We start from the raw sequence: 26,182 nt of genomic DNA, 5'->3' as shown, positions 1-26,182 counted from the left end.
CAGGGAGCCTTTCATGGTACAGAGAAGCATAGAAATCATTGTTGGGCTGTTCATGATTGCCGGCCTGGCCGCGCTCATGTTTCTGGCACTGCAGGTTAGCGGTCTGTCGCCGAAATCCGCGGAGCAGACCTACACGCTGTACGCGAATTTCAACGATACCGGAGGCCTGACGCCCCGTGGCAAGGTTTCCATGGCCGGTGTCACTGTCGGTACTATTGAATCCATCACCCTGGACAGGGACACCTTCCAGGCGAGGGTAACCATGTCCATCCATGCCGAGGTTGATAACATCCCGGCCGACAGTGCAGCAGTAATACGTACATCCGGACTGCTGGGGGAGCAGTACATTGATATATCGATTGGCGGAGATCTGGAATCGCTGAACCCGGGGGATACCTTTTATTCCACCCAGTCTGCCATGAATCTGGAACGGCTGATCAGTAACTTTGCCTCCGGCCGCTGAGCCAGAGCCATGCACAGGAGAAAGTAATGAGTGCCCTTAAACACCGTTTGACGTTGATGATTGCCATGCTCGCCCTGGTGGTGGGTCAGGCCTGCGCAGGGCCGGAGGAGGATCTGAAACGTTACGTGGACGAGAACACCCAGAAGCTGGTGCAGAAGCTCAATGCCGAGAAAGGGTTGTACGAAAAGGATCCTGAGGCGTTTTATGCCAGCATGGATGAAACCCTTCAGGAGTTTGTCGATTTTCGCCGGATTGCTGCCCGAGTGATGGGGCGATATGCCCGCCAGACCACGCCAGAGCAGCGGGATGCTTTTGTCGAGAAGTTCAAGCGCAGCCTGTTTGACAGTTATGCCCAGGCCCTGGTTTCCGCGGAAGATTTCGAGATCATCGTCAAGGAAGCCACCATCCTTCCTCAGAATGAGGATCGCGCTTCAGTAGAAATGGAGTTGATCAGTGCCTCCGGCAACCGTTATCCGGTCACTTACTCGATGTACCGGACAGGCGACGACCGCTGGATGATGGAGAACGTCATCGTAGAGGGCGTTAACATCGGTCTTGCCTTCCGGGATCGCTTTGCCCAGGAAATGGAAGAGAATCGCGGCCAGGTCCAGGCGGTGATTGACGGCTGGGGTGATGCGGTTGAGGCCCTGAATCTGGACGAGCAGGTGGATCGTTCATGAGTGAGTGTGCGCCGGGCATCGTTCGGGATGGCGCAACCCTTCGCGTAACCGGCGATGTCGATGCCGACACGGTCCTGGCACTGCGCAAGCAGGGCGAGCAGGAAATCCAGCAGGCCGACGGCACGCTTGAGGTTGATCTGTCGGGGCTTGGCACCGCCCACAGTGTGGTGCTTTCGATGCTTTTATGTTGGCAGCGTCTGGCGCTAAGCCGACATTGCCATCTCTCCTTCACAGGCGCCAGTGAGCGACTTCGTTCTCTGGCCGCACTCAGTAATCTTCAGGATCAGATTCCCGGATTTGCCGAGTACAGCTGACCGGCGCCCGGGAATTGGTTACAATTCCGCCCCTGATTTCAACTTAGTCGAGGAATCCTTATGGACGCCGCCCAGGTTACCGAACTTGTCAAAGAAGCCCTGCCCGGTTGCGAGGTTCAGGTACAGGTTGATGGCAACCACTATCTTGTTGTGGTGGTGGGTGACGTATTTGAGGGACTGCCCACCATCAAACGGCAGCAAATGATCAACAAGGTGCTATTCCAGCATGTCATGGACGGCACCATTCACGCCCTTCACCCGAAAGCCTTTACCCCGAGCGAGTGGGCCGATCAGCAGGCCGGCGCCTGAACCGAACAGGATAATTACCGTGGACAAACTATTGATCAGGGGTCGAAAGCCCCTGGATGGCGAAATTCGCATTTCCGGTGCCAAGAACGCGGCCCTGCCCATTCTGGCGGCGACACTGCTGGCGGATGAGCCGGTCACCGTCGGCAACCTGCCGCATCTGAACGATATTACCACCATGATCGAGCTGCTCGGTCGCATGGGGGTGGAGCTGCTCATTGACGAAAAGATGAGTGTTGAAGTGCACGCCAACACCATCAAGCACTTCCATGCACCGTACGAGCTGGTAAAGACCATGCGCGCCTCCATACTGGTGCTCGGCCCGCTGGTGGCTCATTTTGGCGAAGCCGAAGTCTCCCTGCCGGGTGGCTGTGCTATCGGTACCCGGCCGGTTAACCTGCACATCCACGGTCTGGAAATGATGGGTGCCGACATAAAGGTGGAGAATGGCTACATCAAGGCCAAGACCAATGGCCGGTTGAAGGGTGCCCACATTTTCCTGGATACGGTCACCGTAACGGGTACCGAAAACCTGATGATGGCAGCTGCGCTCGCCGAGGGTAAAACCATCCTCGAAAACGCGGCCCGCGAGCCGGAAGTGGTGGATCTGGCTGAGTGCCTGATCGCCATGGGTGCCGATATCAAAGGCCACGGTACCGCGACCATTGAAATCAATGGTGTGGAGCGCCTGCACGGATGCCACTACAACGTGTTGCCGGACCGGATCGAGACCGGAACCTACCTGGTGGCGGCGGCTGCGACTGGTGGCCGGGTGAAAGTAAAAGATACCCGGGAAGATATCCTGGAAGCGGTGCTGCTCAAGCTGGAAGAGGCGGGGGCGCACATCACGACCGGCCCGGACTGGATTGAACTGGATATGAAAGGCAAGCGGCCCAAGGCAGTCAGCCTGCGGACCGCGCCTTATCCGGCGTTCCCCACGGATATGCAGGCTCAGTTTGCGGCCATGAATGCGGTGGCCGAGGGTTCAGGTACCATCGTCGAAACCGTATTTGAAAACCGATTCATGCACTTGCAGGAACTGATCCGGATGGGCGCAGACATTACCCTTGAGGGTAACGCTGCCATCATCAAGGGTGTCGAACATCTGACCGGGGCTCCGGTCATGGCGACCGACCTGCGGGCCTCGGCTAGCCTTGTGATCGCCGGCCTGGTGGCAGACGGCGATACCATTGTTGACCGCATTTACCACATTGACCGTGGTTATGAGTGCATTGAAGAGAAGTTGCAGCTGTTGGGCGCCAGCATCCGCCGTCTGCCAGCCTGAATTTGACCAACGGGAACCCGGAAGGATACATGACAGATTCCATCACCATCGCCTTGTCGAAGGGTCGCATTCTGGAAGAAACCCTGCCGCTGCTGGCGGAAGCGGGCATTGAGCTTGTCGACGACGTGAAAAAGTCCCGCAAGCTGGTGTTTCCCACCACCGACCCGAACGTGCGGATTCTGATCATCCGGGCGACCGATGTGCCCACCTATGTTCAATACGGTGGCGCCGATCTGGGCGTTACAGGTAAGGATGTTCTGATGGAGCACGGTGGCGACGGCCTCTACGAACCGCTTGATCTGAACATCTCCCGTTGCCGGTTGATGACCGCAGGCAAAAAAGGCGAGCAGCCACCGGCAGGCAGGATTCGTGTTGCCACCAAATTCGTCAACCTGGCCCGGCGCTATTATGCGGCTCAGGGCCGGCAGGCCGATATCATCAAGCTCTACGGAGCCATGGAACTGGCACCGATCCTGAACCTGGCCGATGAGATTGTTGATATCGTGGATACCGGCAATACCCTCAAGGCCAACGGGCTGGAGCCAAGAGAACTGATTGACCACATCAGTAGCCGACTGGTGGTTAACCGGGCCTCCATGAAGATGAAACACGGCCAGATAAACCCCATAATCGAGAAGATGTCCGCGGCCGTTGAACGACGCCGCGATTCGTAGTGTTACTCCAAGACAGGATCTGAAAAATGACCGACAGAATCACCAGACTGAACACCACCCAGAGCGACTTTGACAGTGCGCTGGCCCAGCTGCTGGCCTGGGACGACAGTGTGGATCATCAGGTGAATGAGTCGGTTCGGCATATCCTGCACGAGGTGAAGACCCGGGGCGATGCGGCGGTGCTGGAGTTTACGGCCAAGTTTGATCGCCTGGACGTTGGCTCCATGGCTGAGCTGGAAATGGATAAAAGCCGTTTGCAGGCAGCTTTGGACCGAATTCCCCAGGATCAGCGTGAGGGTCTGGAAAAAGCGGCGGGACGCATCCGTGACTACCACGAACGCCAGAATCAGCAATCCTGGCAATACCAGGACGAAGACGGAACCGTGCTGGGCCAGAAGGTAACGCCGCTGGATCGCGCCGGTCTGTACGTGCCGGGTGGCAAGGCGGCCTATCCTTCGTCGGTACTGATGAATGCGATTCCGGCCAAAGTCGCTGGTGTGTCTGAAGTTATCATGGTGGTGCCGACCCCGGATGGTGTGGTGAATGACATGGTGCTGGCAGCGGCCGCCATTGCCGGGGTAGACCGCGTGTTTACTATCGGTGGCGCCCAGGCCGTGGCCGCGCTGGCCTATGGCACGGACACGGTGCCCTCTGTCGACAAGATCGTCGGCCCCGGTAACATCTTCGTGGCCACCGCCAAGCGCGAAGTCTTCGGAGTTGTCGGTATCGACATGATTGCCGGCCCTTCGGAGATACTGGTGATCTGTGACGGCAAGACCGACCCGGACTGGATCGCCATGGACCTGTTTTCCCAGGCCGAACACGACGAGCAGGCCCAGAGCATTCTGGTCAGCCCGGACGCAGACTTCCTGGATGCGGTGGAAGCCAGTATCAATAAGCTGCTGCCGACCATGGAACGAGAAAAAATTATCCGCACCTCCATGCTGGGACGGGGTGCACTGATTCAGGTGGCAGATTTGAAAGAAGCCGCTGAAGTGAGTAATCGAATTGCACCGGAGCACCTGGAGCTCTCAGTGGAAGACCCGCAGGCCATGCTCGATGACATCCGCCACGCCGGTGCGATTTTCATGGGCAGGCACACGGCCGAAGCCCTGGGTGATTATTGCGCAGGCCCGAATCACGTTTTGCCAACCAGCGGCACAGCACGGTTCAGTTCACCTCTGGGTGTGTACGATTTCCAGAAGCGCTCTTCCCTTATTGGCTTTACCGCTCAGGGCGCCGATCGTATGGGGCGGGTGGCATCGGTTCTGGCTCGTGGCGAAGGTCTGACTGCGCACGCACGTTCAGCGGAGTACCGGATCAATGAGTAAGTACTGGAGCGACCTGGTCAGTGAACTCAAGCCTTATGTGCCGGGTGAACAGCCGAAAATGGCCAATCTGGTTAAGCTGAACACCAATGAAAACCCATTCGGCCCATCGCCAAAAGTGATTGAAGCCATTCAGAGAGAACTGAATGACAGCCTGCGCCTGTATCCGGACCCGGAAGGCCAGGCCCTGAAAGATGCCATTGCCGACTACCACGTGGATTTTGGAATCAACCCCAAGCAGGTGTTTGTTGGCAACGGTTCCGATGAAGTGCTGGCGCATATCTTTCAGGGGCTGCTGAAACACGACAAGCCGATCCTGTTTCCGGATATCAGCTATAGCTTCTACCCGGTGTATTGTGGCTTGTTCCAGATCGAGAGTGCGGTTATTCCATTGACCGACAGCTTCGAGATCGATCCGAACGACTACAGGCGTGACAACGGCGGCATTATCTTCCCGAACCCGAATGCGCCGACGGGACGCTACCTCGGGCTCGGGCATGTAGAGGATATCCTGCAGGCCAACCCGGATAGCGTGGTGGTGGTTGATGAAGCCTATGTGGATTTCGGCGGCGAGACGGCGATTCGCTTGGTAAATCAATACCCGAACCTGTTGGTGTGCCAGACTCTGTCCAAGGCTCGTTCACTGGCGGGCCTGAGGGTCGGCTTTGCGGTCGGTAACGAAGAGCTGATCGAGGCTCTGAACCGTGTCAAAGATAGCTTCAATTCCTACCCGCTGGATCGGCTGGCTTTGGCCGGTGCCGTGGCTGCGTTTGAGGACAAGCAGTGGTTCGAGGATTCCTGCAGTGGCGTGATCCGCGAGCGCGAGCGGGTGACCAGGGAGTTGGAAACGCTTGGTTTTGAGGTGCTGCCATCCAAGGCAAACTTTGTTTTCGCCCGTCATCCCGGCCATGAAGGCGCTGAAATTGCGGCGAAGTTGCGGGAGCAGGGCATTATTGTCCGGCATTTCAATAAGCCAAGAATCAGCGATTTTCTGCGTATCACGATTGGTACGAGCGATCAGAACAATGCTCTGATAAAAGGTCTCGGTGTGCTGTAGTCTAATATCCATGTAGAACGAGGAATCGGCGCGCTGAGTTACGCTGGCGTTTCAGCTTCGAGGTGCCGCAAGGGTCAGCAGGGGGTTCCGGAAACCGCTACAAGCACCCGCAAGCGGGTCCAGCCAGCAATCATAGATTGCTGTCGCTGCGCGGCACGAGAAGCTGCGCTTCTAAAGCGTTTGCTACGCCCATGTGCGCTTCTCTCCGGCCATCCATGGCCTCCGAAATTTCCGGAAAGCCCCTCCCGCCCATCACCGCTTAACTGCGTGCACGCCAGCTTACGATGATCATGAGTCAGACAGAGCAGGAGAGGTGTCATGGCCCTTAGAAACGAAATCCTCGTAAAAATAGCCGAATGGCTCCAGCCGGACAATTTTCAGGACTATGCTCCTAATGGGCTGCAAGTAGAGGGTAAGGAGAGCGTTAGCGTTATCGTGACGGGAGTGACGGCATCGCAGGCACTGATCGACGCCGCAGTCGAACTAAACGCAGACATGATCCTTGTCCACCACGGCTATTTCTGGAAAGGCGAAGATCAGGCCATCCGTGGCATGAAGAAAAAACGGATCAAGCAGCTGCTGGATAACGACATCAACCTCGTTGCCTACCATCTGCCACTGGACGATCATCCGGAGTATGGCAACAACCGACAACTGGCCGACGTGCTCGGAATCCAGAATCCGAGGCCGCTGGGTGGCCTGGTTTGGCAGGGTGAGTTGCCGGAGCCCTTGTCAGTGGAAAAGTTTGAGCTGCAGATGGCCCGGGCTTTGCACAGGCAGCCGTTGCACGTTGGTGCCGGGGCAGACAAGATCAAAACCGTCGCATGGTGCACGGGCGCCGCTCAGGGCTTCATCAACGTTGCTTTGGAGGCGGGCGTAGACGCCTACATCAGTGGTGAAATCTCGGAGCCGACAACTCATACAGCCCGGGAATGCGCCATCCATTACTTTGCGGCGGGCCATCACGCGACAGAGCGTTATGGAGTGCAGGCGTTAGGGGCGGCGATTGCTGAAGCGTTTGGTGTTACGCACCGTTTTATCGACTGCGATAACCCGGTTTAAGCGGAGCTATTGGGTTGCACCTAACGTATGGGCGCAGTCAGGGGAGAGCTTCCCAAAACCTTGTGGAGCCATGGATGGCGGAACAGAGCGTACAGGGAAGTATTCACAGCGTGTTTTGGGAAGCTCTCCCCTGACTGCGCCTGGTACCACTCTGGTGGAGAATCAAGCCGGGCGTTGCTCGCCCTTGTCCAGGCCATAGTCTTCGGCCAGCGTGCCCTTGGCTTCAGGATCAGCCTTGGGTGCATAATCCCTGGGAGGTTCTGAAGGCTCGCCATCACTGCCATGCTCCAGCCTGCCCTTGGATTCCTGGTCCAGCTCTTCCATCCAGTCTTCGTCATTGCACAGACGGTTGGCGCCGCGAGCCATATGCTGGTTCACATCCCGGTAGGCGTCGTTGAACCGGCGCAACAGATGCGCAGATTCCATAAAGTGTTCGTTCACCTGGGCCTGATAGCGCGTAAACTCGCTGCGCAGCTCTTCAATCTGCTGCTCCGCCCGGCGCTGCCGCAACGTTGCTCCCTGGCCGGAACGGCCAACCAGAATCCCGATGACAATGCCAACTACCAACGCGGCAACTGCCGCCAGAATCAGGTTTGTCATATGAAAATCGTCCTTATATTGCCTGGAAGTGAGCCAATCCCCGTAAACGGAGTATAACGCCCCAAACCGATTGAGCCCATGCTGAAACACTGAGCCAATCGTCGTATTGCCCCGAGAGCCGCCCGGCGTGGCGAAAAAACGCGAAATAGGCGACAATACCGCGCCGATTTTTCACTCGACTCAACTATTCAGGAAGCCTGATGACTGCAGCCACGTCCTCCGATACCGTTGCGAACCTGACCCCTTGGGAGCGTTACCAAAAGGATCTAGAACGCCCGGATTTTCACAAGGACCCCGCCCAGGTAGATGCAGTTCAACGCTTGCAGACACTGTACGATAAATTGGTGGCTGCTGAAAACGAGCGCAATAAAGGGCTGGCCAAACTGCGCCGCAAACTCAAGAAGGGCCGGGAAGAGCCGGTTAAAGGCCTGTATTTCTGGGGCGGCGTTGGCCGGGGTAAAACCTATCTGATGGACACCTTTTTTGAGTCGCTGCCATTCGAGCGCAAGATGCGGGTGCACTTCCACCGTTTTATGCAGCGCGTTCACAACGAATTGAAAGCTTTGAAAGGGGAGAAAAACCCCCTTGAGATGGTGGCTAAAAAGTTTGCGGACGAGACCCGTGTCATCTGTTTCGACGAGTTCTTTGTTTCCGATATTGGCGATGCCATGATCCTTGCCACGCTGATGGATGGGCTTTTTGGTCGTGGTGTTACTTTGGTGTGTACGTCCAATATCGTCCCCGATGGCCTTTATAAAGATGGCCTCCAGCGCGCGCGGTTCCTGCCTGCCATTGAGCTGGTAAAGAAGTACACCGATGTGGTGAATGTGGATGGCGGCGTGGACTATCGCCTGCGTACCCTGGAGCAGGCAGAGCTTTATCACTGTCCGCTGGATGATGAGGCGGATATCAGCTTGCGGAACAGTTTCGACGCCCTGGCCGTCGAAGCGGCGAAGCACAGTAAAACCATGGAAATCAACGGTCGCAAGATTCCGGCCCAGGCCCACGCAGACGATGTGGTCTGGTTTGACTTCAAAGACGTGTGTGACGGCCCCCGAAGCCAGAACGATTACATCGAAATGGCGCGCCAGTTCCACGCCATTATCGTCAGCAATGTACCGGTGCTTGGCGGCGACAAGGACGACCAGGCGCGCCGTTTTATCAACATGATCGATGAGTTCTACGACCGCAACGTCAAGGTCATTATCTCCGCTGCAGCGCCCATCACCGAGCTCTATTCGGGCGGGCGCCTGAGCTTTGAATTCGAGCGCACGGAATCCCGGTTGCTGGAGATGCAATCCCAAGAGTATCTCGAAGCGCCCCACAAACCATAACCAGAATCATAAAGAACCAACAGAGAGGTCACAGCATGAGTCAGGACAACGTTGTCATCGTGAGCGGTGTTCGCACCCCCATGGGTGGTTTTATGGGTAGCCTTGCCCCGGTTTCCGCACCGGAACTGGGTGCAATTGCCATCGCCGAGGCGGTGAAGCGCGCAGGCCTGCAGCCTGCCGATATTCAGGAAGTCATTATGGGTAACGTGCTGCCGGCTGGCCTGAAGCAGGGTCCTGCTCGCCAGGCCATGCGCAAGGCGGGACTGCCAGACAGTACTGGCGCCACCACCATTAACAAACTTTGTGGCTCCGGCATGAAAGCGACCATGTTCGCCCATGACCTGATCAAAGCCGGCTCAAACGACATCATGGTAGCCGGTGGCATGGAGAGTATGTCCAACGCGCCTCACATTTTGCTGGGCGCCCGCCAGGGCTACCGCATGGGGCCTGGGCAGGCGCCCCAGGACCATATGTTCCTGGATGGCCTCGAAGACGCCGAGACTGGCCGTTTGATGGGATCTTTCGCCCAGGAAATGGCGGACAAGAAAGGCTATACCCGGGAAGAAATGGACGACTACGCGATTTCCTCCCTGAATCGTGCCAAGAAAGCGATTGAAGAAGGCCTGCTCAAAGAAGAGATCATCCCCGTTACCGTCAAGACCCGTAAGGGCGAGGTGGTGGTAGAGGATGATGAGCAGCCCCACAACGCCAACATTGAGAAGATTCCGACACTGCGCCCGGCGTTTGCCAAAGACGGTACCGTGACTGCGGCAAACGCGTCTTCCATTTCTGACGGCTCCTCAGCACTGGTGCTGATGCGTGAATCCGAAGCCGAAAAACGTGGCCTCAAGCCCCTGGCGCGGATCGTTGCCCATAGCACTCAGTCCCAGCATCCCAGCGAGTTCACCTGTGCGCCAGTGGGCGCGATCCAGACGCTTTTCGAGAAAGCCGGCTGGACCAAAGACGATGTTGACCTTTACGAGATCAACGAAGCCTTCGCCATGGTGGCCATGATGCCTATCAAAGAGCTGGGCCTGGATCCAGACAAGGTCAATATTCACGGTGGCGCCTGTGCCCAGGGGCATCCGGTTGGGTCTACCGGCTCCCGTCTTCTGGTTACCCTGATGCATGCACTCAAGCGCTATGGCAAAAAGAAGGGCGTGGCTGCGCTGTGCATCGGTGGTGGTGAAGCCACCGCGATGGCGATTGAAATGCTGTAAGACGACAGGTGGTTGCACTCCTGAATCTTGTCTATAGTGAGGGAGTGCGAGCCCCGGCTGAACAGAGAGTGATAGCAAAATCATACTTTTGACTGATCAAAGCCCCCGAAAGGCTTAGCTATAGTGCAATCATCACGGCACTGTGTGTACAGCCGTCAGGACACCTAACACCAGAACAATCGAGCAGCGACTCAGAACAACAACGGAGTAGCCTTCCAATGACAAGAAAAACTCAACCGTGGCAGCGTTGGACCAAGTTACCACTTGCCGTAGCCATAGCCGCCGGTGTGTCCGGCCAGGCAGCAGCATACTCGTTCTACATGGGTGATGTTGAGGCTCAGTTCAATACCACCCTTAGTGCCGGTGTAGGCTGGCGTGTTCAGGATCCGGACAAGCGACTGATTACGCAAGGCAACTTGGGTCCTGAGTACGCTCCCGGCGGATCGCTCGCCAACATTGGTGCCTCAAGCAACAACTATGACGACGGCAACCTGAACTTCGAAAAGGGTGACACCTACTCCAAAGTTGTAAAGGGTAACAGCGAACTTTTTCTCGATTATTCAGTAGATAGTCAGTTCCTGACGCGGGTTGGTGGTTTGCTCCGTGGTCGCTACTGGTATGATTTTGAACTCAAAGATGAAAACCGCGCTGTTGATCCGGTGGGCCAGCGGCGGCAACTGAGTGCTGATGGTCAGGACAATGCTTCTGGCGGTGAGATTCTCGACGCTTATGTGTTTTCTGATTGGTATTTCGGTAATGTCCCAGTTAGCGCCCGCTATGGCAAACAGGTGGTATCCTGGGGCGAAAGCACCTTCATTCAAGGTGGTATCAATACGATAAACCCGATTGATGTACCGGCCTTCAGGGCGCCAGGTGCGGAGTTGAAGGACGCTTTGCTGCCAGTTGAGATGTTTTACATTTCTGCGGGCGTTACCGAAAACGTCACTATTGAGGCTTTTGTGCAGACGGACTGGGAAAAGGTTCGCATAGATGACTGCGGTACCTTTTTCTCCACAAATGATTTCGTAGCTGATGGCTGTGGTCCGGTTCTCCTTGCCGGTCAGTTGTCAGACAGTCAAGCTTATGAGCAGGGTTTCATTGCGCCACGTCTCGGGGATCGTGAGGCAGATTCGAAGGACCAGTTTGGTGTTGCGCTGCGATGGTATGTACCTGCACTTAATGATTCCGAGCTGGGCTTCTACTACATCAAGTACAACAGTCGACTTCCCTACATCAGTGGTGTTACCAGTAACCAGGCGGCTGGGGGGCGTTTCCCGAGCTACTTCATCGAGTATCCGGAAGGTATTGATCTTTACGGAATCAGTATCAACACGACCACACCTGGCGGTTGGTCCCTTGGTGCCGAATATAGTTATCGGGATAAGTTGCCAATTCAGTGGAACGCCTTTGAACTTATCTATGGTGGCCTTCAGCGTGATACCAGTTTGCTGTATCAGCGTGAAGCGGAGCGGTTGCAGGCAGAGTTTGGCACAACTGATAACGTAGAAGTATCAGGCTATGACCGCTACGGTGTATCGCAGGCTCAAATGACATTGATCAAGTTCTTCGATCAGGTCATGGGTGCAAGCCGCCTGTCGTTTATTACAGAGTTCGGTGCAACCTATGTGCACGATCTCCCAGGCAAGGACGAGGCTCGTTATGGCCGTTCAGGGACCTTTGGTATTGGTGTTCTGCCCAATGGGCAGTGTGAGTCTGGGGAATCCGCGAACATCAACACTAACTATTGCACCAACGATGGTTTTGTAACCGACTTCTCCTGGGGCTATCGTGCGCGATTCGTCTGGGATTATCCGAACGTTGTCGCAGGTATTAATCTGTCACCGCAGATTGCCTGGAGCCATGATGTGAAAGGCTATGCACCGCAGCCAGGAGGCGCGTTCAATGAGGGTAACAAGTCTATTGGTCTCTCGCTGACTGGTGTCTACCAGAACAAGATCACAGGCAACATCGGCTACACAAACTTTTTCGGTGGCAAACCGTATAACGAGTTGACCGACCGTGATTTCGTGAGTGCGAGCGTTTCCTACTCATTCTGAAACGGACCGAATTCGTTTAACGAGGTAACTTAGATGAAACTGAACAAGAAACTACTGGCCACTGGTGTACTGGCTGCAAGTCTCTTTACCGGTCAGGCCTGGGGCGCGGTTTCTGCGGAAGAGGCGGCTAAACTGGGGAATACTCTGACCCCGATGGGTGCGGAGAAAGCCGGTAACGGCGGTGCCATCCCGGCATGGACCGGCGGTTTGACAACCCCGCCGGCCGGCTACAAGGGTGACGGCATTTACGTGAATCCGTTCCCTGATGAGCAGCCCGAGTTTGTCATCGATCAGAGCAACGTCGATCAGTATGCTGACAACCTGTCTCCCGGTCAGGTGGCGATGATTCGCCAATATGCCGATTACACAATCCCGGTGTATCCGACTCACCGAACAGCGGCTTACCCAAAAGACGTGATGGATGAAACCGTTGAAAACGCCACCAAGGTAGAGTTGATTCAGAGCGGTAACGGCCTGGGTAATTATGAGAGCGCGACGCCGTTCCCGATTCCCCAGAACGGCCTGGAAGTTATCTGGAACCATATCACCCGGTATCGCGGTGGTTCGGTGCAGCGGAACGTTGGCCAGGTTACCCCGACGGCTGGTGGCGACTACTCAGTGGTCAAGTTCCAGGACGAGCTGACATGGCGTACTTACCTGAGCGATTACAAGCCGGGTGAAGATGACAACGTTCTGTTCTACTTCAAGCAGGCCATTACCGCCCCGGCACGTCTGGCGGGTAACGTACTGCTGGTTCACGAAACCATTGACCAGGTTGCCGAACCACGCCGGGCGTGGATCTACAACGCCGGTCAGCGTCGGGTTCGTCGTGCTCCGCAGGTTGCCTACGATGGTCCGGGTACTGCGTCTGATAGCATGCGTACCTCTGACAACTTCGACATGTACAACGGCGCTCCCGATCGCTACAACTGGGAACTGCTGGGCAAGAAGGAAATGTACATTCCGTACAACTCCTACAAGCTGGTGGATCGCGGCCTGAGCTACGATGAAATCATCAAAGCCGGACACATCAATCAGGATCTGACCCGTTACGAGCTGCACCGTGTGTGGCACGTGCGTGCAACCCTGAAGGACGGTGAGCGGCATGTATACGCCCAGCGTGACTTCTACATTGATGAGGACTCCTGGCAGGCAGCGGTTATCGATCACTACGATGGCCGTGGCGAGCTCTGGCGTGTCGCTGAAGCCCACGGAATGCAGTTCTACGATCAGAACGTGCCCTGGTACGCGATCGAAGTACTGTACGATCTGCTCTCCGGTCGTTACCTGGCTCTTGGCCTGACGAACGAAGAGAACCAGCCGTACACCTTCGGTGTCGAGCGTCAGTCGCGGGATTACACGCCGGCGGCTCTGCGTCGCGCTGGAACCCGTTAATAGCGGCTCTTCAAAGCTGTTAGAAAAACGAGCCCCCAGGGGCTCGTTTTTTTTGCCCCCAATTTTCCCGTGGCGTTAAAAATTCGCCTCTAACCTCTTTTTTTCCCGTCAATTTTTTGCAGCAGGCACCTGCTTTAGTTTAACCTCTCCCTGAAGACTCATACTAAAGGCGTACCCCATGCAGGGCGCCATGCCGTTTTTGGCAAGAGCAAGACTCTTATTTTCCGGTTCGGGCGTTCGTCCGGCCGGTTTCAAACGGGGCAGTGCGTGAAATCCTTTAAAGAAGGCTGTGCAGCCAACGACGAGTTCCAAACCGCGAACAGTGGTCTACAGAGCGGTGAGCTGGTGCGTGATCTCATGGAGCACCGGCTGCGGGTTCCCTCTGTACCAGACGAAACCCTGGCAAGGCCGAATCTGGATCGAATAATCTGCCAGGCTTTGCAGCCGGGGCGGTTGCTTCAGTTAGAAGCACCGGGAGGCTATGGTAAAACCCATGCGCTAGTCAGCGCGCTTGCCAGTGCACCGGATGTGAATGTTCGCTGGATCGCCCTTAATGCCGGAGACAACGCACCCTCCCGTTTTCTGTCAATACTTGCGATGGCGTTGGGGGTGGCAGAGGTGCTTCCGCCCAATGGCGGAACCTTTGAAGACCACTTGACCATGCTTCTGGTCAATCGAGATCGGCAAGCCGGCGAGGCCAGGGAAGTGCTGGTGCTGGATAACGTCCATTACCTTACCAACCCGGCGGTCAGTGGCTTATTGCACCAGCTGGTTACCCATCTGCCATCGGGTCTTTCCGTTGCTATGGCTTCTCGGCGTCCGGTGCCATTTGAGAGTCACACACTGGAATTGAATGGCAAGTACACGAGGCTGGGGCCGGATATCCTGGAGTTCTCACGGTCTGAAACCTTTGAGTTTTTTGCAAAAGCGCGTTCCGACAGCCTGATTACCAGCGTCGCGATTGATCATTTATTCGGGCTCACTGAAGGTTGGCCAACGCCACTGGCACTGTATCGGCGAGAGCTGAAACAGGGCGGGGAGCGTAGGGCCCTGCATGAAACCCCTTCGGTAGAGCGTTTCCTGAAAGACTGTATTGCGGCCCAGTTGGGTTCTACCCAATTGAAATCAATGCGGGCGATTGCCGAGCTGGACACCTGTTCGGATGAGTTGTTTTTCGCTATCGAGCCCTCCGTGTCCGAATCGGGGATGCCGCCGTCAGAGGCTGCTGACCGGGGGCTGCCTTTGAAGGCGGTTCCTGGCCGGGGCCGGTGGTATCGCCTGAACCCATTGCTACAGGCCTGGCTGCAGACCCCGGTGATGGGGGGGTACATAACCCGCATGTTGATGGCCAGCCGATGGTTCGAGCAACGCCAGCAGTTTCCGGAGGCACTGAAGTATGCCGTGCTGGCTGGTGATAACGATGAAGTCGTGCGTATTGCTTCAGAGAGTACCGAGGCGCTGTTACTGGGCCAGGACACTGCCTCTTTGCTGAGCTTGAGAAAAAACCTGCCGGCAGAGTTGCTGGAGCGAAGCGCCCGGTTGCGTATTGTCTATGGCTGGGTACATGCCATTGGTGGTCAGTTCCAGCAGGCAAAGCAACTTCTTGAAGGCTTCAATGGCCGGGACCGGAAAGAGCATGAGGCCCGCATCTACGCTTTGAAGGCGTTTATATTGCGCGGCGAGGGTTTTGTGCAGCCAGCGTTGGCCATGGCTGACAAGGCGCTGGCGATGGGTAGTATGTCGACCCAGGCGCAGTTGGTGACTCAAATTGTTCGTTCGAGCGCGCTTTGTGCGGCCGGGTCTTTTCAGGAGGCTCGGGATGCCAATCGCGTTGCTTCCAAGCTGGCCCGCGAAGCTGGCGATTCGGGGTCCGAGGCCCTGGCGGTATACGCCCATGCTCGCATTGAACTGGGCAAAGGGGCACTGCGCCACGCGGAGCAGCTATTACGAACCGGGCTGGATACGGCCATGCAGGAACTCAGCCGGCCGGCACGAATCGGGGAAACCCGCCTGCAGCTGAACCTGGTTCTGGTGCTCTGGCATCAGGGGCGTCTGACGGAAGCCGATCGACTATTGGTCAACTGTGCCCGTCATGCCGAACAGACCCGTGATCTCGGGTTGCTGCTCGCCATGGCGTTGAGGGTACTGATGTGTCGCGCTCAGGGCCGGATGGATGATGCCTTCGTCTGGGTGGGCCGGGCAGAGCGCACCATGCATACCTGGCAGGTGGATGAGAGCCTGTACGTACCGGTTCTGGAAGCGTTGAAGGCCAGCTGTTGGCTGGCTCAAGGCCAACACGACAGTGCGACGCAGGCGATCGCCAAACTGGAACCTTACCGTAAAGGTGGATGTGTTCCAGAGCTTTTCCCGATGATGCCAGGCCTGCTGGATTGCTTGCAGGTGCGGGCTGATATGGCCAATGGCGACCTGGTGAGAGCCCGGGAACATCTGGATGCTGTCTCAGAGAAATACGAGGGCGGCATGCCCTGGGGGCTGCAGCTGCATGCGGGTTTGCTGGATGCTGTTCTGCTGGAAGCCGAGAAAGGCCTTCCTGCCGCCCGGAAGAGGCTGGAGAGCGTCGTTGCCCAGGCGAGCCGGGAGCATTTTATAAGCCCCTTTGCAGAGCTTATGAAAGAGCTTGGCCCGTTGATGGACAAATGTTATCGCCATCTTGATAACGGGGACTTCACCGCAGCGCTTGGGCGGCTGTTTGGTTGTGAGCCCGTGGCACCGGCGGCAGACCCCCTGGCCGAGCCTATCAGTGATCGAGAGCAGGGCGTTCTGGAATTGATCGCCCAGGGGCTATCAAACCAGGAAATCGCCGACAAATTGCACATTTCGCTGCATACCGTGAAAACCCACGCCAGAAGGATAAACGCCAAGCTGGATGTTAAATCACGGACACAGGCAATTGTCCGGGCCCGGGAGCTGGGGCTGCTGTAATACCGCAGCCCCGCAGGGATTATTCGTTAGCTGTTTTCGGCCAACAGTGTTTCAATTCGCTGGTCTTTCTCCGCCCAGATCTCACTTACCCATCGCTGGAAGTCGACCCTGACCTCCCGGTTGTTTTCGTAATCCATTCCAAGAAAACGCTCCGGCACTTCGCGGGTGCGAATATCGATCACGATCTTGCGCACCCGTCCGCACAGGTAGTCCCAGATGCCGGGTCGGCCACCGGGATACACGATAGTGACATCCAGCATGGTATGAATCATCTCGCCCATGGCGCCAAATACAAAGGCCGTGCCGCCCGCTCTGGGTTTCAGCAGATGCTTGTAAGGTGAGTTCTGGCGCTGGTGTTTTTCCGGGGTGAAACGGGTGCCTTCCATAAAATTGAAAATGGTCACTGGTGTGTACCGGAATTTTTCACAGGCGGCCTTTGTCGCTTCAATGTCCTTGCCTTTCAGTTCCGGGCGTTTGGCGATCTGTTCCTTGGTATGTCTGTGCATAAACGGGAAATCCAGAGCCCACCAGGCAACTCCTAACAAAGGCACCCAGATCAGCTGCTTTTTCAGGAAGAACTTCAGCAGTGGGATTTTGCTGTTCAGTACATATTGAATAGCGGGAATGTCAGCCCAGCTCTGATGGTTGCAGGTGACAAAATACCAGTGCTTCTTGCTGAGTTCTTCCGCACCACGGACCTCCCATTCCACCCGGTGGAGCAGATTCATCAGGGTGTTGTTGAAGCCGATCCAGTACCAGGCAATGGCATTCAGCACGATAGTGCACGCCTTACGAAACGGAAGGACTGGAACAATGAGTTTGGCCAGTGCTACCAGCAACAGTAGCGGAAGGAACAACAGGGTGTTGGTCAGTATCAACAGCACCGCAAGGATGCCTTTTAGCGGCGCGGGCAAGAAATCAAGCATCGGAGAATCTCGAATCTGTCAGGTTCAGGGATTAGCCTTCAAACGGGCTCAGTTGGCCACCGGATCCACCGGGCAGGAGCGTCGTGTCCGGAATGGCGGATGCCAGCCGTTCAAACTGTGCAGGGGTCCGGTCACCCAGCAGGGTTCTGAATTCCTCGTCGTAGAACTCCAGATTGTTGTAACGGATCATGGAGCGAATCTCTTTTATGTACTCCTCACCACGCTCGGAATAGCCAAGCAGACCCTCTGCAAGCTCCCACCCTGACAGGGGTTTCTGGGCATTGCGATCAGCGAGCCGAATATCCCGAACCGTTTGGTAGGTGGGATGACGGTTCAGGTTCTGAATGTAGGAGCGTACGGAGTAATAAGGTGACGGGAATTTTGCCACTTCGTGATTGGCACCTTCGATTCGACTCTGCGGAACCAGCCCACAGCCCCTGGAGAAGCACCATTGACCAAAGAGATTGTTACCTTCGGTCGCAAACCGGGAGGTCCCCCAGGCGGATTCATTCGCTGCCTGAGCCAGGATCAGTGAAGGGGGGATGACATCCAGGCGTTTCCGAAGCAAGGCAAACTGCTTGTCACTTCCAGGCTCAGCATCAATACGCAGCCGATCTCCTTGGTTCGTTAACCAGGCGAGTTCATCTTTGCTCAGTGTTGCCTTTTCCTCAAGTGATGCCAGATATTCACGTTCCAGCAGAATACGGGAATTGGCGAGAACAATTCTGGGGTAGAGGTAAGAGAAGAAGGCGACTTTCTTTTCAGTGGTGTCCTGATACCTGGAAAAGTCCGGGAGACCTTCATTCGCCCATTTTGGAAGTGGAGGCAGGGAAGACAGGGTAACCTCGCCTTCCCCTTCTCCCGGCAGGGTATTCTGACTTGAGGTTGGCGTGTAGATGGCACCCGCAACAGCAAACGCAAACAACGGTACGAACAGCATCAGCGCCCGGTTAACTGCAGTCATAAACCCCTCGCTACTATCGATATGGCTGGAATTATAACAGGTTATACGGGGCTGTCCGCGGTTCAGGTTTTAAGGCGCAGAGGATTCCTCAACAAGCGTTGCGAGCAATAGCCCGGTTTTCATTTCCGGGCCGGTATCGTCGCTGATAACCAGGAAGATCTGGTTGCCGGCCGTGGTATAGAAGCCGCGCATCTCGTATTCTCCGGCGCTGGTAATCGAAATGCCCCCTTCCAATGTTGTTGTGAAGCTGCCATTAAACTGCATCGGCAGTTCTTCAGGGGCCACCACCTCGTTGTCTTCGATAAGGTGGTTCACCATCATGGTTTTGCCCTCAAAGCTGGCAGAACTGTTCACCAGGGTCAGCTGCGCATTGTTCACGTGGTAGAGCCGGTTTTCCTCCTGGGTCACGCCAACGATGGCGCCCTGTAACCGATAGGTGCCTTCTGTCAGTGCTCCGTCTGTGAGCGTTTTTCCTGCCACCAGGAGGCCACTGCCCAACGTGCCATCATTGAGGTTAAAGGCCATCAGATCCTGATTTGGGGTTGCCGCCCCCAGGCCCATGTCGGGGATGCCAAAGTTGGGGTCGTTGAAGTTGGTTCGTTCGTCGATCTCGTTGCGGAACAACCCCAGCCGCCCCATATAAATATCACCCGAGCTCAGGCGGGAACGCCGGTTAATCAGATTCCAGGTGTCGTTGCTGGTATCGGGTGTGGCTACGCCACCGGAGGCGTCGCGGGCCAGGGTGAACTGATCCACATTGGCGGTGCCGTTGAGAGTCTGATCGTTCGCTGAGCCGAATACCCATTGACCATGCCCGGTTTCGAATGTCGCAGGCGCCCCATCGGCGAAGCGGGTGGCGAGGTAGGTCACGTTATAGGCCTGTCCGGCCATATCGGAGACCTTGAATTCCTCCGCACGTTGAAGGTGTAGCTCGAATACGCTCAGGTAGTGGTTTTCGAGAATGTTCCGGCGTTTGAGCTTGCCGTTATCATCTTCCAGCGCGATCGCTTTGCCGCCGGTGAAATAGTTGGTCAGTACCCGGTCTGGCCCGCTCTGGTCATTCACCGGTTCGGAAGTAAAGGCATCCAGATAGTACGGGTTTCTGGTCCAGCCATTGATCAGGCTGCTGTTTCGTTTGGTGATGGTTTGGTACAGGGCTCTTCCCGCCAGCAAGCGAGCCGGTGTTTCGGTGGTCAGTGTGGCAGCACCCGGGGCGCTGGAATGGCTGTTTCGTTCCCAGGTTTCGGTCCCGCGCTCGAAAAAGAGCTGCTCTGGAATGCCGGAATTATTCCGCTCGAAAAAACCGTGAATCTGCGTTTGGCGATCGTAAGGTATGTCCGTGGCCAGAGACGTGATGTTCAGGTTGAAGGCATCGAACGACGTGAGCGTCAGTGCGGGATACAAAAAGGCGCGGTTGTCCTCGGTCAGCCGCTCTACCTGAGCCATACGGACGCCCCACTGGCCGGCTCCTGCCGCATTGGATTCGCGAAACGTCTGGCCCAATTCCAGGCCGAGAAACACGGAGTTGTAATCCGCCGCACTGGCGGAAATACGGTCTGAGGATGCCTGGCCGAGCAGTGCGTAGTCCGCCATATCTGCTACATAGCTGGCAAAATCAGCCCGGTTAGCCAGTGTAGAGGTCGCTTGGGTAACGTTAGCGTTCTCCGGAATCTCAATCTCAAAATCGTGTACCTGATCGGCCAGCGTTCCCCATACATACTTGTTCAGGCACGAAGCGTTATCCACACAGGCCAATACGGTCTGAAAATCATTGGTGGAGTACCGTCGCCAGAGCACCTCGGTAACCAGATAATGGGAAAAGGGGTTCACCTTTACATCCCGGTCGGCGTCTGCTGCCAGAGCGGTCATTGTGGCTGTGCCATAACGGGCCTCAATGATCACATCCGGACCAACGGGAACGCCATTATCAAAGGTCAGAATAAAGTGGCCGTCCGTCCCTTTTTCAGTGGAGTAACGAACATCATCAAAGGTTTGTGCGCTGGTGTTGGTGCGGTAAACCCGAACCTGATCGGGAATCACAATACGAAGGTTACGCCGTGTTTGCTCGCCCTCAGGTGCCAGATTAACGGGTAATTCCATGGTAACCCGTACCTGATTTGGCTTCAGGCCCCGGGCGTTGCTGGAATCCCCGGTACTGCCGGAACTGAAATCATCCAGCGCGTTCTGAGTGTTGCCAAACCGGTTGGGAATGTCTTTGGCGCCGTCAATCGCACTATCTCCGCCTCCACAGGCGGAAAGCAACAAGGAAGTAGCCAATAGGGAAGGGATTGTCAGTCTCATGAAAGCGCAGTCCGGTTTGCAAATGTCCGGACAGACTAGCAGTAATCAGGAGGGCAGGGCGTGAATGGCTGCACGAATCAGTCACCCGGCAAGGCGCCGGGTAACCGAGGCGAAGGGGTCAGAAGAAAATCTTGATACCGGCCAACACGCCCTCATCCAGATTCACATCTGGAGAACCGGCAAAATCCAGTTCTGTATTCAGGTAACGGTAACCGGCAAACACTTCCGCATTACGGATAACACGGTAGCTGCCCCGAAGTTCCACGCTGGTCATGTCGTCGGAATCTCCGAACGACAGAATGCTTGGAGCGTAGTGCAGGCTGCCGCCAAACGACAGACCGGGCACGGTCGGAATGTTCACCGTGGCGAAACCGCCAAGGCCGATGGCACCGCCATCAACATCGTCGTCATCCCAGCCGACGCCACGCATGCCGATGCCGGCAGTTGTTGGCAGATTCCCAAGGGCAGTGCGGCCCTGGGCATGAAAATCGGCGTTGATAATGTGGCGACTACCTTCATGGTAGGTGTATCCAGCACCCATTTGCAGCTCTTCCTGGCTGCCGAAGAAGTTAACCTGACCTTTAACCGAATCGTTGGTCAGACTCAGATCCAGGTCACTGGCCAGAACCGGAGCGGCGGCTAGAGAAAGTGCCAGTGCTGAGACGCGGGTAATCTTCATGTGTACACCTTTTTTGCTGTCGTTATGAGAGCGTGGCCGGCGCAACTGCCGGTATATGCGATAGTTTCAACGTCAACGGATGTTAAACATCTGGCTGCCGGTTAACAACTTAAAAGCCCGTAAGTGGCCGGCAATCAAAGCCTCAATGGCGGGTAACCTCGCCGCCCTGGTCGAGATCATCGGGAGAAGCATTTTCGGCGGGCACCCGATACTCCTCATTGGCCCAGGCGCCCAGATCGATCAGCTTGCAGCGCTCAGAGCAGAAGGGACGCCAAGGATTGGTCTCGCTCCATTCCACGGACTTCTTACAGGTGGGGCACTCTACATTCATAGCATAATTCCGGGCAGGTAAATTGCGGCTTCATCAGGAGGTTGCTGAAGCCTGACAATATTGTTCCAGCACTGCCCGTAGCATTTCAAGGTTGACAGGTTTAGCCACAAAGGAATCCATACCAGCCTGGCGGCAACGTTCCTCGTCTTCTTCCATGGCGCTGGCTGTCAGTGCCACAACCGGTACCCGGCTGCGACCGTGGTTGGTTTCCCAGGCCCGGAGCTGGCGTGTCGCTTCATAACCGTCCATCCGAGGCATAACGCAGTCCATGAAAACCACATCAAACTGGTGCCATTGCCACAAAGAGGATGCGGCTTGCCCGTCGTTTGCCGTCATGACTTCGCAGCCCAGCTTTTCCAGCAACCGCCGGGTAAGGGTGCGGTTTACCGGATTGTCTTCCACCAGCAGTACCCGCATCCGGCCGCAAGGGATTTCTCGCTGGCGACTTCCGGCATCCGTCATGGTTTTCAGAGAAAATCGGGTAAGAAACCGGCGCTCCTGTTGGGTGTCGTGGGTAAACAGCTGGTTCAGGATCGGAATCAGGTAGGATTCCCGGAGAGACTTGCTCAAGAAGGCATCAGCACCGGCCTGGCGAAAATGCTCGGCGTCCCCTCGCTGGGGGTTGGAGGACAGGATCAGAAGCCTCATTTCGGCCCATTGCGGGTTGCTCCGTACCTGGCGGCACAGTAAATCCGCATCCATGTCGGGCACGAAGCCGTCCAGAATTGTAGCGTCGTAGGGTATGCCTGCATCAAAGGCTTGTCGCAAGGCGGTCAGTGCTTCCCCGGCTGACCGCACGGCATCAATGTGAACATCGTACCGGGATAGCATCTCCAGAGTAATCTTGCGTGACAGCTCGTAGGAATCAACGACCAGTACCCGCCGGCCCTGCACCTGCCGAGAATCCGGCCGCACCTTGGCAGAGCCATCGGTCGCCTCCTGGAGTGACAGTTCCACCCAAAAGGTCGAGCCCTCACCCGGGCGACTCTCCAGATCCATCGAGCCGCCCATCAGGTCGACCAGTTGCCGGCAGATGGTGAGCCCAAGCCCCGCACCAGGTAACTGACGCTGGAAGCGCTGGCCAAGCTGGACATAGGGCTCGTATACCAGCGGTATATCCTCCGGATTTATGCCAACTCCGGTATCCTCGACGGCCAACCGAAGGCGTACTTTGCCTTCTTTTCTTCCAAGCACCTCAATGCTGATCAGCACATGGCCGGAATCTGTGAATTTGATGGCATTGGATAACAGGTTCAGCAACACCTGGCGAATGCGCACCGGGTCGCCCGTCAGGGCCCAGGGCAGGTTTTCATCCACACGCACTTCCAGGGCGAGGCCTTTTTCCCGGGCCCGTGAGCCAAGCATATGAATCAGATCGTTCAGGGTTTCGCGCAGGTCAAAAGGAATGGCCTCGAGCTCCAGCTTGCCGGCTTCCATGCTGGAGATGTCCAGCAGGTCATTGATGATGGATGACAGACTTTCCGAGGCGTTGAGCAGGGTGTTTACGTACTCCCGCTGCTCCTGATCGAGCGGGGTATCGGTTAACAGGTTCGCATATCCCATCACAGACTGCAGTGGAATGCGAAGTTCATGGCTGACATTCGCGAGGAATTGATTCTTGGCATGATTCGCCCGAATGGCTTCATCGCGCTCGCCCTGGGTCTGGATGGTGGTCTGCCTTAATGAGCGGGTGTCCTCGAGAATCTGCAACCGCATCTTGTTCAATGCCTGCTCCAGTTCGGAAAGCTCATCGGGCCGGGAAGGGTTGCGCCGGCGCAGTTTGAGAGGCTCAACAAGTGCATCCAGATTCAGCTTGGCCGCATAGTCCGCCATGGTCTCCAGGTGGCGGGACAGCGCTACCCGTACAATCAGCAGCAATCCCAATGTGCCCAGCATCACCACAATGGACTGGAACAGGAGATTCAGCAGGGCGCGATCGAGGATATCCTGGTATACCTGTTCAATAGACGAAACAATGGTCAGTTCCCCCACTCGTTGCGGACGGTCAAAACTGGAACGGTTGAATTCGAGGGGGAATGTCTGGGTAATTACCCGGCCTTCAGGGTAGGAGCCGGTACTGAATTCTTCGCCGGTGGTTGTGATCACCCGTGCATAGCCAATAAAAGGCATGGAACGCATGTCGTCCAGGCTATTGGCTACTTCGCTGAAATTCATCACCCACAGGTTGGTGCTCATGCCGCCGGCGATAAGGTCAGCGGCGCGCTCCTGACTGCTCTGCAATTCCGATTTCTGGCGTTCGAATTCGCCAATCATCTGAACACCCGTTGCCACCAGTGACAATATCAGGCTGTACAGCAGCACCCACCCAAGCAACCGCAGTGCCAGTGGGCGCAAACCCAAACGCTTGAAGAACTGGTTCGAAGGCAAGGCACAAGTTCCCTGTGTCGACTACAAAATCACCAAGGTGCATCTTAACAGACGGATATCACTTCCACACGCATGATTGAATCTTCGTTCACAAATCGAAACCGAACATTCTTGTCGAACAGGTTGGCTCCGTAGATTCGTTGTTCATCCCGTCCTCGGCGGAACGACGGGCGCGGGTCGTAACTAACGACGTCCTCAATCAGGGCGCGGAAATCCGGATAGTCGGCCTCCGGAAGCTGGCTTAGCTGGTCAGAGGCTTCCGGTGCAAAGATCACCTCCAATCTGTCGGTCGGCGCGCTGTCTGCCCAGCCCAGTGATGCCTCCGGGACAGAATCCGAGAATGGCAGGTAGGGCTTGATGTCGAGAATCGGTGTGCCTTCAATCAGGTCGTGATTACTGATCTTCAGGACCAGTTCGCCATTCTTGCGAGCGAGGCCTTCGTTCCTGGCGACTGACAGGCCAAGACTGTTCGGGCGAAAAGGTGATCGGCTGGCAAACACACCGATTTTCTTGTTACCCCCAAGCCTCGGGGGCCGAACCACCGGGCGCCATTCGGCGCGAACGGCTTCATGAAACTGGAAGGTAAGCCAGATATGGCTGGCTGACTCGAGGCCCCGGAAAGCGTCTTCACGATCAAAGGGACTTTGTATAACCAGTTCCGCGTGGGCATGGCGGGTAAGGCCGGGTTGCCGGGGAACGCCGAACTTGTCCTGAAAGCAGGAGCGAGTGATGGCAATCGGTGTGAGTGTCAGAGCTTCCTCGGCGGGCCGGCTTTTATGCAGTGGTCTGCTCATTTCTGATGTCATTCCCGGTCAATGGTGCCTGCAAAGTACATTTCGATTCGGAATACGATTGACGCCTGGTCGTCAAACCCGTCATCGCGCCGATACTCCAGGGCCGGAATCAGCTCCGCGAACAGCCAATCGTCATACACCCGGTAGCGCCATGTGATATCTGTAAAGTAGCTTGTGGTGCGCCAGGTTGGCTGGCTTTCGCCAAGGATGCCAACCCGTGGGGTAATCACCGAACGGGTGTTCAGTCGCTTCTGGACACTGTGAACATGGGCCGCTACAAACTTGCGGTCACTATGAGCCCATTCCAGTTCGGACGAGTTGTAGTAGTGCCAGCCGTTGCCTAGTGAGCGATCCAGGCCGATCCAGCTGCGTGCCCCCCAACCTTCGGTGTGATAGTAGTACAGGCGTTGCTGCGTATTCAGCGTCCAGTCCCTGTCAATCTTCCAGCCCTTTCGAGCCTTCATGCGCCAGAACAGTTCGGGCGGCAGTCTCAGTCGGCCGCCGATGTCGGTCGAAAGATTGATGGAATCTCCGACATCCGTCAGAAATCTCAGGGCGCCGGTTGTTTCTGTGTCGGTTCGCTCTGGTTCCGTCAGTTGCCTGTCCCGCTCACGTTCCGCCAATGGGATCAGTTCTTCGCTTTCACTCTCTACCACCAGCCGCAGCTTCTCCTCGGCGGTGGGTACATCAAGACGGAAGCGCAGCTCAGGTTCAAACTGGGCCGGATCGCTGTATTCAGATTCTGCTGCAAACCCCAGTCGCAGGTAGCTTTCGTTATTTGGCAGCGCCTGGGAAGAGCCGGACAGTGTTCGATCCGCCCATGCACCCAGGGACTGCACTGTTGGGCCATGCTGACGTTCCTGCCGGATCACCCAATCACTGACTCCCAGCCACCAGGCATTCCTGGGTTCTGCCCAGAATTCGTCGGGTCTGAAGGAATAGAACGAAATTGGTAGGCGTTCCGGAGCCAGAAGGGCGGGCACCGAGATGTCACGCACAGTGAGAATCGGTTCTGCCGCTTTCGTGAAGGGGGAAGCGAGGAGACCGGTTACGAAGGCAGTAAGAATAAGTGCTGGGCGGA

23 protein-coding genes are annotated in these 26,182 nt (G+C 56.2%); 14 read left to right on the top strand and 9 right to left on the bottom strand.

Features of this window, described 5'->3' with window-relative positions; translation table 11 throughout:
- The first annotated feature begins 13 nt into the window (after positions 1–13).
- The 9 genes from mlaD to QPL98_RS04630 all read left to right on the top strand — a co-directional run bounded on the left by mlaD (position 14) and on the right by QPL98_RS04630 (position 7,169).
- Positions 14–463 (top strand): outer membrane lipid asymmetry maintenance protein MlaD, encoded by a 450-nt coding sequence (gene mlaD / locus QPL98_RS04670; protein ID WP_199452330.1) that lies wholly within the window; start codon positions 14–16, stop codon positions 461–463.
- 26 nt (positions 464–489) lie between these two features.
- Positions 490–1,143 carry a phospholipid-binding protein MlaC gene (locus tag QPL98_RS04665; protein WP_199452329.1) on the top strand — a complete coding sequence of 218 codons (654 nt, stop codon included), beginning with the start codon at positions 490–492 and terminating at the stop codon, positions 1,141–1,143.
- Positions 1,140–1,457, top strand: a complete 318-nt coding sequence (locus QPL98_RS04660; RefSeq protein WP_199452328.1) for a lipid asymmetry maintenance protein MlaB — start codon at positions 1,140–1,142, stop codon at positions 1,455–1,457. Before QPL98_RS04665 ends, QPL98_RS04660 begins: the two co-directional genes overlap by 4 nt.
- Positions 1,458–1,517: 60 nt before the next feature.
- The gene (locus QPL98_RS04655; RefSeq protein WP_014422100.1) at positions 1,518–1,766 is read left to right on the top strand and encodes a BolA family protein; all 249 of its coding nucleotides are present in this window, start codon (positions 1,518–1,520) and stop codon (positions 1,764–1,766) included.
- 19 nt (positions 1,767–1,785) lie between these two features.
- Positions 1,786–3,048, top strand: a complete 1,263-nt coding sequence (murA, locus tag QPL98_RS04650) for a UDP-N-acetylglucosamine 1-carboxyvinyltransferase (RefSeq protein ID WP_022992001.1) — start codon at positions 1,786–1,788, stop codon at positions 3,046–3,048.
- 29 nt (positions 3,049–3,077) lie between these two features.
- Positions 3,078–3,722 carry an ATP phosphoribosyltransferase gene (hisG, locus tag QPL98_RS04645; RefSeq protein ID WP_011786147.1) on the top strand — a complete coding sequence of 215 codons (645 nt, stop codon included), beginning with the start codon at positions 3,078–3,080 and terminating at the stop codon, positions 3,720–3,722.
- A 26-nt stretch (positions 3,723–3,748) separates the two neighbouring features.
- Entirely contained in the window at positions 3,749–5,053 is a 1,305-nt protein-coding gene (gene hisD, locus QPL98_RS04640) for a histidinol dehydrogenase (RefSeq protein ID WP_303292809.1), read from the top strand.
- Entirely contained in the window at positions 5,046–6,107 is a 1,062-nt protein-coding gene (gene hisC / locus QPL98_RS04635) for a histidinol-phosphate transaminase (RefSeq protein ID WP_303292808.1), read from the top strand. The genes hisD and hisC overlap by 8 nt, the downstream gene beginning before the upstream one ends.
- Positions 6,108–6,425: 318 nt before the next feature.
- Positions 6,426–7,169 (top strand): Nif3-like dinuclear metal center hexameric protein, encoded by a 744-nt coding sequence (locus QPL98_RS04630; RefSeq protein WP_303292807.1) that lies wholly within the window; start codon positions 6,426–6,428, stop codon positions 7,167–7,169.
- A gap of 162 nt (positions 7,170–7,331) precedes the next feature.
- Here QPL98_RS04630 and QPL98_RS04625 read toward each other — a convergent pair whose 3' ends face one another.
- Positions 7,332–7,769 (bottom strand): YhcB family protein, encoded by a 438-nt coding sequence (locus tag QPL98_RS04625; protein WP_303292806.1) that lies wholly within the window; start codon positions 7,767–7,769, stop codon positions 7,332–7,334.
- A gap of 236 nt (positions 7,770–8,005) precedes the next feature.
- Here QPL98_RS04625 and zapE point away from each other — a divergent pair, with 236 nt between their 5' ends.
- From zapE to QPL98_RS04600, 5 genes are all read left to right on the top strand, one after another.
- Positions 8,006–9,103: a cell division protein ZapE gene (zapE, locus tag QPL98_RS04620; protein WP_303292902.1), complete on the top strand. Its 1,098-nt coding sequence runs from the start codon at positions 8,006–8,008 to the stop codon at positions 9,101–9,103.
- 35 nt (positions 9,104–9,138) lie between these two features.
- The gene (locus tag QPL98_RS04615) at positions 9,139–10,323 is read left to right on the top strand and encodes a thiolase family protein (RefSeq protein WP_303292805.1); all 1,185 of its coding nucleotides are present in this window, start codon (positions 9,139–9,141) and stop codon (positions 10,321–10,323) included.
- Positions 10,324–10,541: 218 nt separating this feature from the next.
- Positions 10,542–12,380, top strand: a complete 1,839-nt coding sequence (locus tag QPL98_RS04610) for a DUF1302 domain-containing protein (protein WP_303292804.1) — start codon at positions 10,542–10,544, stop codon at positions 12,378–12,380.
- 33 nt (positions 12,381–12,413) lie between these two features.
- Positions 12,414–13,775 carry a DUF1329 domain-containing protein gene (locus QPL98_RS04605; protein ID WP_303292803.1) on the top strand — a complete coding sequence of 454 codons (1,362 nt, stop codon included), beginning with the start codon at positions 12,414–12,416 and terminating at the stop codon, positions 13,773–13,775.
- A 267-nt stretch (positions 13,776–14,042) separates the two neighbouring features.
- Complete coding sequence (locus QPL98_RS04600) at positions 14,043–16,718, top strand: LuxR C-terminal-related transcriptional regulator (protein WP_303292802.1); 2,676 nt, start codon at positions 14,043–14,045, stop codon at positions 16,716–16,718.
- Positions 16,719–16,744: 26 nt separating this feature from the next.
- Here the strand turns inward: QPL98_RS04600 and QPL98_RS04595 are convergent, their stop codons facing one another.
- The 8 genes from QPL98_RS04595 to QPL98_RS04560 form a co-directional block, all read right to left on the bottom strand.
- On the bottom strand, positions 16,745–17,644 hold the full coding sequence (locus tag QPL98_RS04595) for an acyltransferase (RefSeq protein WP_303292801.1): 900 nt from the start codon (positions 17,642–17,644) through the stop codon (positions 16,745–16,747).
- Positions 17,645–17,675: 31 nt separating this feature from the next.
- Positions 17,676–18,608, bottom strand: a complete 933-nt coding sequence (locus tag QPL98_RS04590; RefSeq protein ID WP_303292800.1) for a glucosaminidase domain-containing protein — start codon at positions 18,606–18,608, stop codon at positions 17,676–17,678.
- 69 nt (positions 18,609–18,677) lie between these two features.
- On the bottom strand, positions 18,678–20,909 hold the full coding sequence (locus QPL98_RS04585) for a hypothetical protein (RefSeq protein ID WP_303292799.1): 2,232 nt from the start codon (positions 20,907–20,909) through the stop codon (positions 18,678–18,680).
- A gap of 118 nt (positions 20,910–21,027) precedes the next feature.
- Positions 21,028–21,588, bottom strand: coding sequence for a YfaZ family outer membrane protein (locus QPL98_RS04580; protein ID WP_014422089.1), 561 nt, complete (start codon positions 21,586–21,588; stop codon positions 21,028–21,030).
- A gap of 142 nt (positions 21,589–21,730) precedes the next feature.
- Positions 21,731–21,919, bottom strand: coding sequence for a DNA gyrase inhibitor YacG (gene yacG / locus QPL98_RS04575; protein WP_011786133.1), 189 nt, complete (start codon positions 21,917–21,919; stop codon positions 21,731–21,733).
- A 33-nt stretch (positions 21,920–21,952) separates the two neighbouring features.
- Positions 21,953–24,307 (bottom strand): response regulator, encoded by a 2,355-nt coding sequence (locus QPL98_RS04570; RefSeq protein ID WP_303292798.1) that lies wholly within the window; start codon positions 24,305–24,307, stop codon positions 21,953–21,955.
- Positions 24,308–24,351: 44 nt separating this feature from the next.
- A complete protein-coding gene (gene tsaA / locus QPL98_RS04565; protein WP_303292797.1) occupies positions 24,352–25,101 on the bottom strand; it encodes a tRNA (N6-threonylcarbamoyladenosine(37)-N6)-methyltransferase TrmO in 750 nt (249 codons plus the stop codon).
- Positions 25,102–25,109: 8 nt separating this feature from the next.
- Positions 25,110–26,099, bottom strand: coding sequence for a hypothetical protein (locus QPL98_RS04560; protein ID WP_303292796.1), 990 nt, complete (start codon positions 26,097–26,099; stop codon positions 25,110–25,112).
- Positions 26,100–26,182 lie beyond the last annotated feature (83 nt).

Source organism: Marinobacter sp. ST-43 (assembly GCF_030541085.1).
GTDB lineage: Bacteria > Pseudomonadota > Gammaproteobacteria > Pseudomonadales > Oleiphilaceae > Marinobacter > Marinobacter nauticus.
This window is presented reverse-complemented; position numbering and strand designations above follow the sequence as displayed.

Bases quoted from the DNA above. Each gene is read 5' to 3' on its own strand.
- QPL98_RS04625 (WP_303292806.1), bottom strand. From the start codon at position 7,769: ATGACAAACCTGATTCTGGCGGCAGTTGCCGCGTTGGTAGTTGGCATT.
- yacG (WP_011786133.1), bottom strand. From the start codon at position 21,919: ATGAATGTAGAGTGCCCCACCTGTAAGAAGTCCGTGGAATGGAGCGAG.
- QPL98_RS04655 (WP_014422100.1), top strand. From the start codon at position 1,518: ATGGACGCCGCCCAGGTTACCGAACTTGTCAAAGAAGCCCTGCCCGGT.
- QPL98_RS04590 (WP_303292800.1), bottom strand. From the start codon at position 18,608: ATGACTGCAGTTAACCGGGCGCTGATGCTGTTCGTACCGTTGTTTGCG.
- QPL98_RS04585 (WP_303292799.1), bottom strand. From the start codon at position 20,909: ATGAGACTGACAATCCCTTCCCTATTGGCTACTTCCTTGTTGCTTTCC.
- mlaD (WP_199452330.1), top strand. From the start codon at position 14: ATGGTACAGAGAAGCATAGAAATCATTGTTGGGCTGTTCATGATTGCC.
- tsaA (WP_303292797.1), bottom strand. From the start codon at position 25,101: ATGAGCAGACCACTGCATAAAAGCCGGCCCGCCGAGGAAGCTCTGACA.
- QPL98_RS04630 (WP_303292807.1), top strand. From the start codon at position 6,426: ATGGCCCTTAGAAACGAAATCCTCGTAAAAATAGCCGAATGGCTCCAG.
- QPL98_RS04615 (WP_303292805.1), top strand. From the start codon at position 9,139: ATGAGTCAGGACAACGTTGTCATCGTGAGCGGTGTTCGCACCCCCATG.
- hisD (WP_303292809.1), top strand. From the start codon at position 3,749: ATGACCGACAGAATCACCAGACTGAACACCACCCAGAGCGACTTTGAC.
- QPL98_RS04610 (WP_303292804.1), top strand. From the start codon at position 10,542: ATGACAAGAAAAACTCAACCGTGGCAGCGTTGGACCAAGTTACCACTT.
- hisC (WP_303292808.1), top strand. From the start codon at position 5,046: ATGAGTAAGTACTGGAGCGACCTGGTCAGTGAACTCAAGCCTTATGTG.
- QPL98_RS04660 (WP_199452328.1), top strand. From the start codon at position 1,140: ATGAGTGAGTGTGCGCCGGGCATCGTTCGGGATGGCGCAACCCTTCGC.
- QPL98_RS04665 (WP_199452329.1), top strand. From the start codon at position 490: ATGAGTGCCCTTAAACACCGTTTGACGTTGATGATTGCCATGCTCGCC.
- hisG (WP_011786147.1), top strand. From the start codon at position 3,078: ATGACAGATTCCATCACCATCGCCTTGTCGAAGGGTCGCATTCTGGAA.
- QPL98_RS04595 (WP_303292801.1), bottom strand. From the start codon at position 17,644: ATGCTTGATTTCTTGCCCGCGCCGCTAAAAGGCATCCTTGCGGTGCTG.
- QPL98_RS04605 (WP_303292803.1), top strand. From the start codon at position 12,414: ATGAAACTGAACAAGAAACTACTGGCCACTGGTGTACTGGCTGCAAGT.
- QPL98_RS04580 (WP_014422089.1), bottom strand. From the start codon at position 21,588: ATGAAGATTACCCGCGTCTCAGCACTGGCACTTTCTCTAGCCGCCGCT.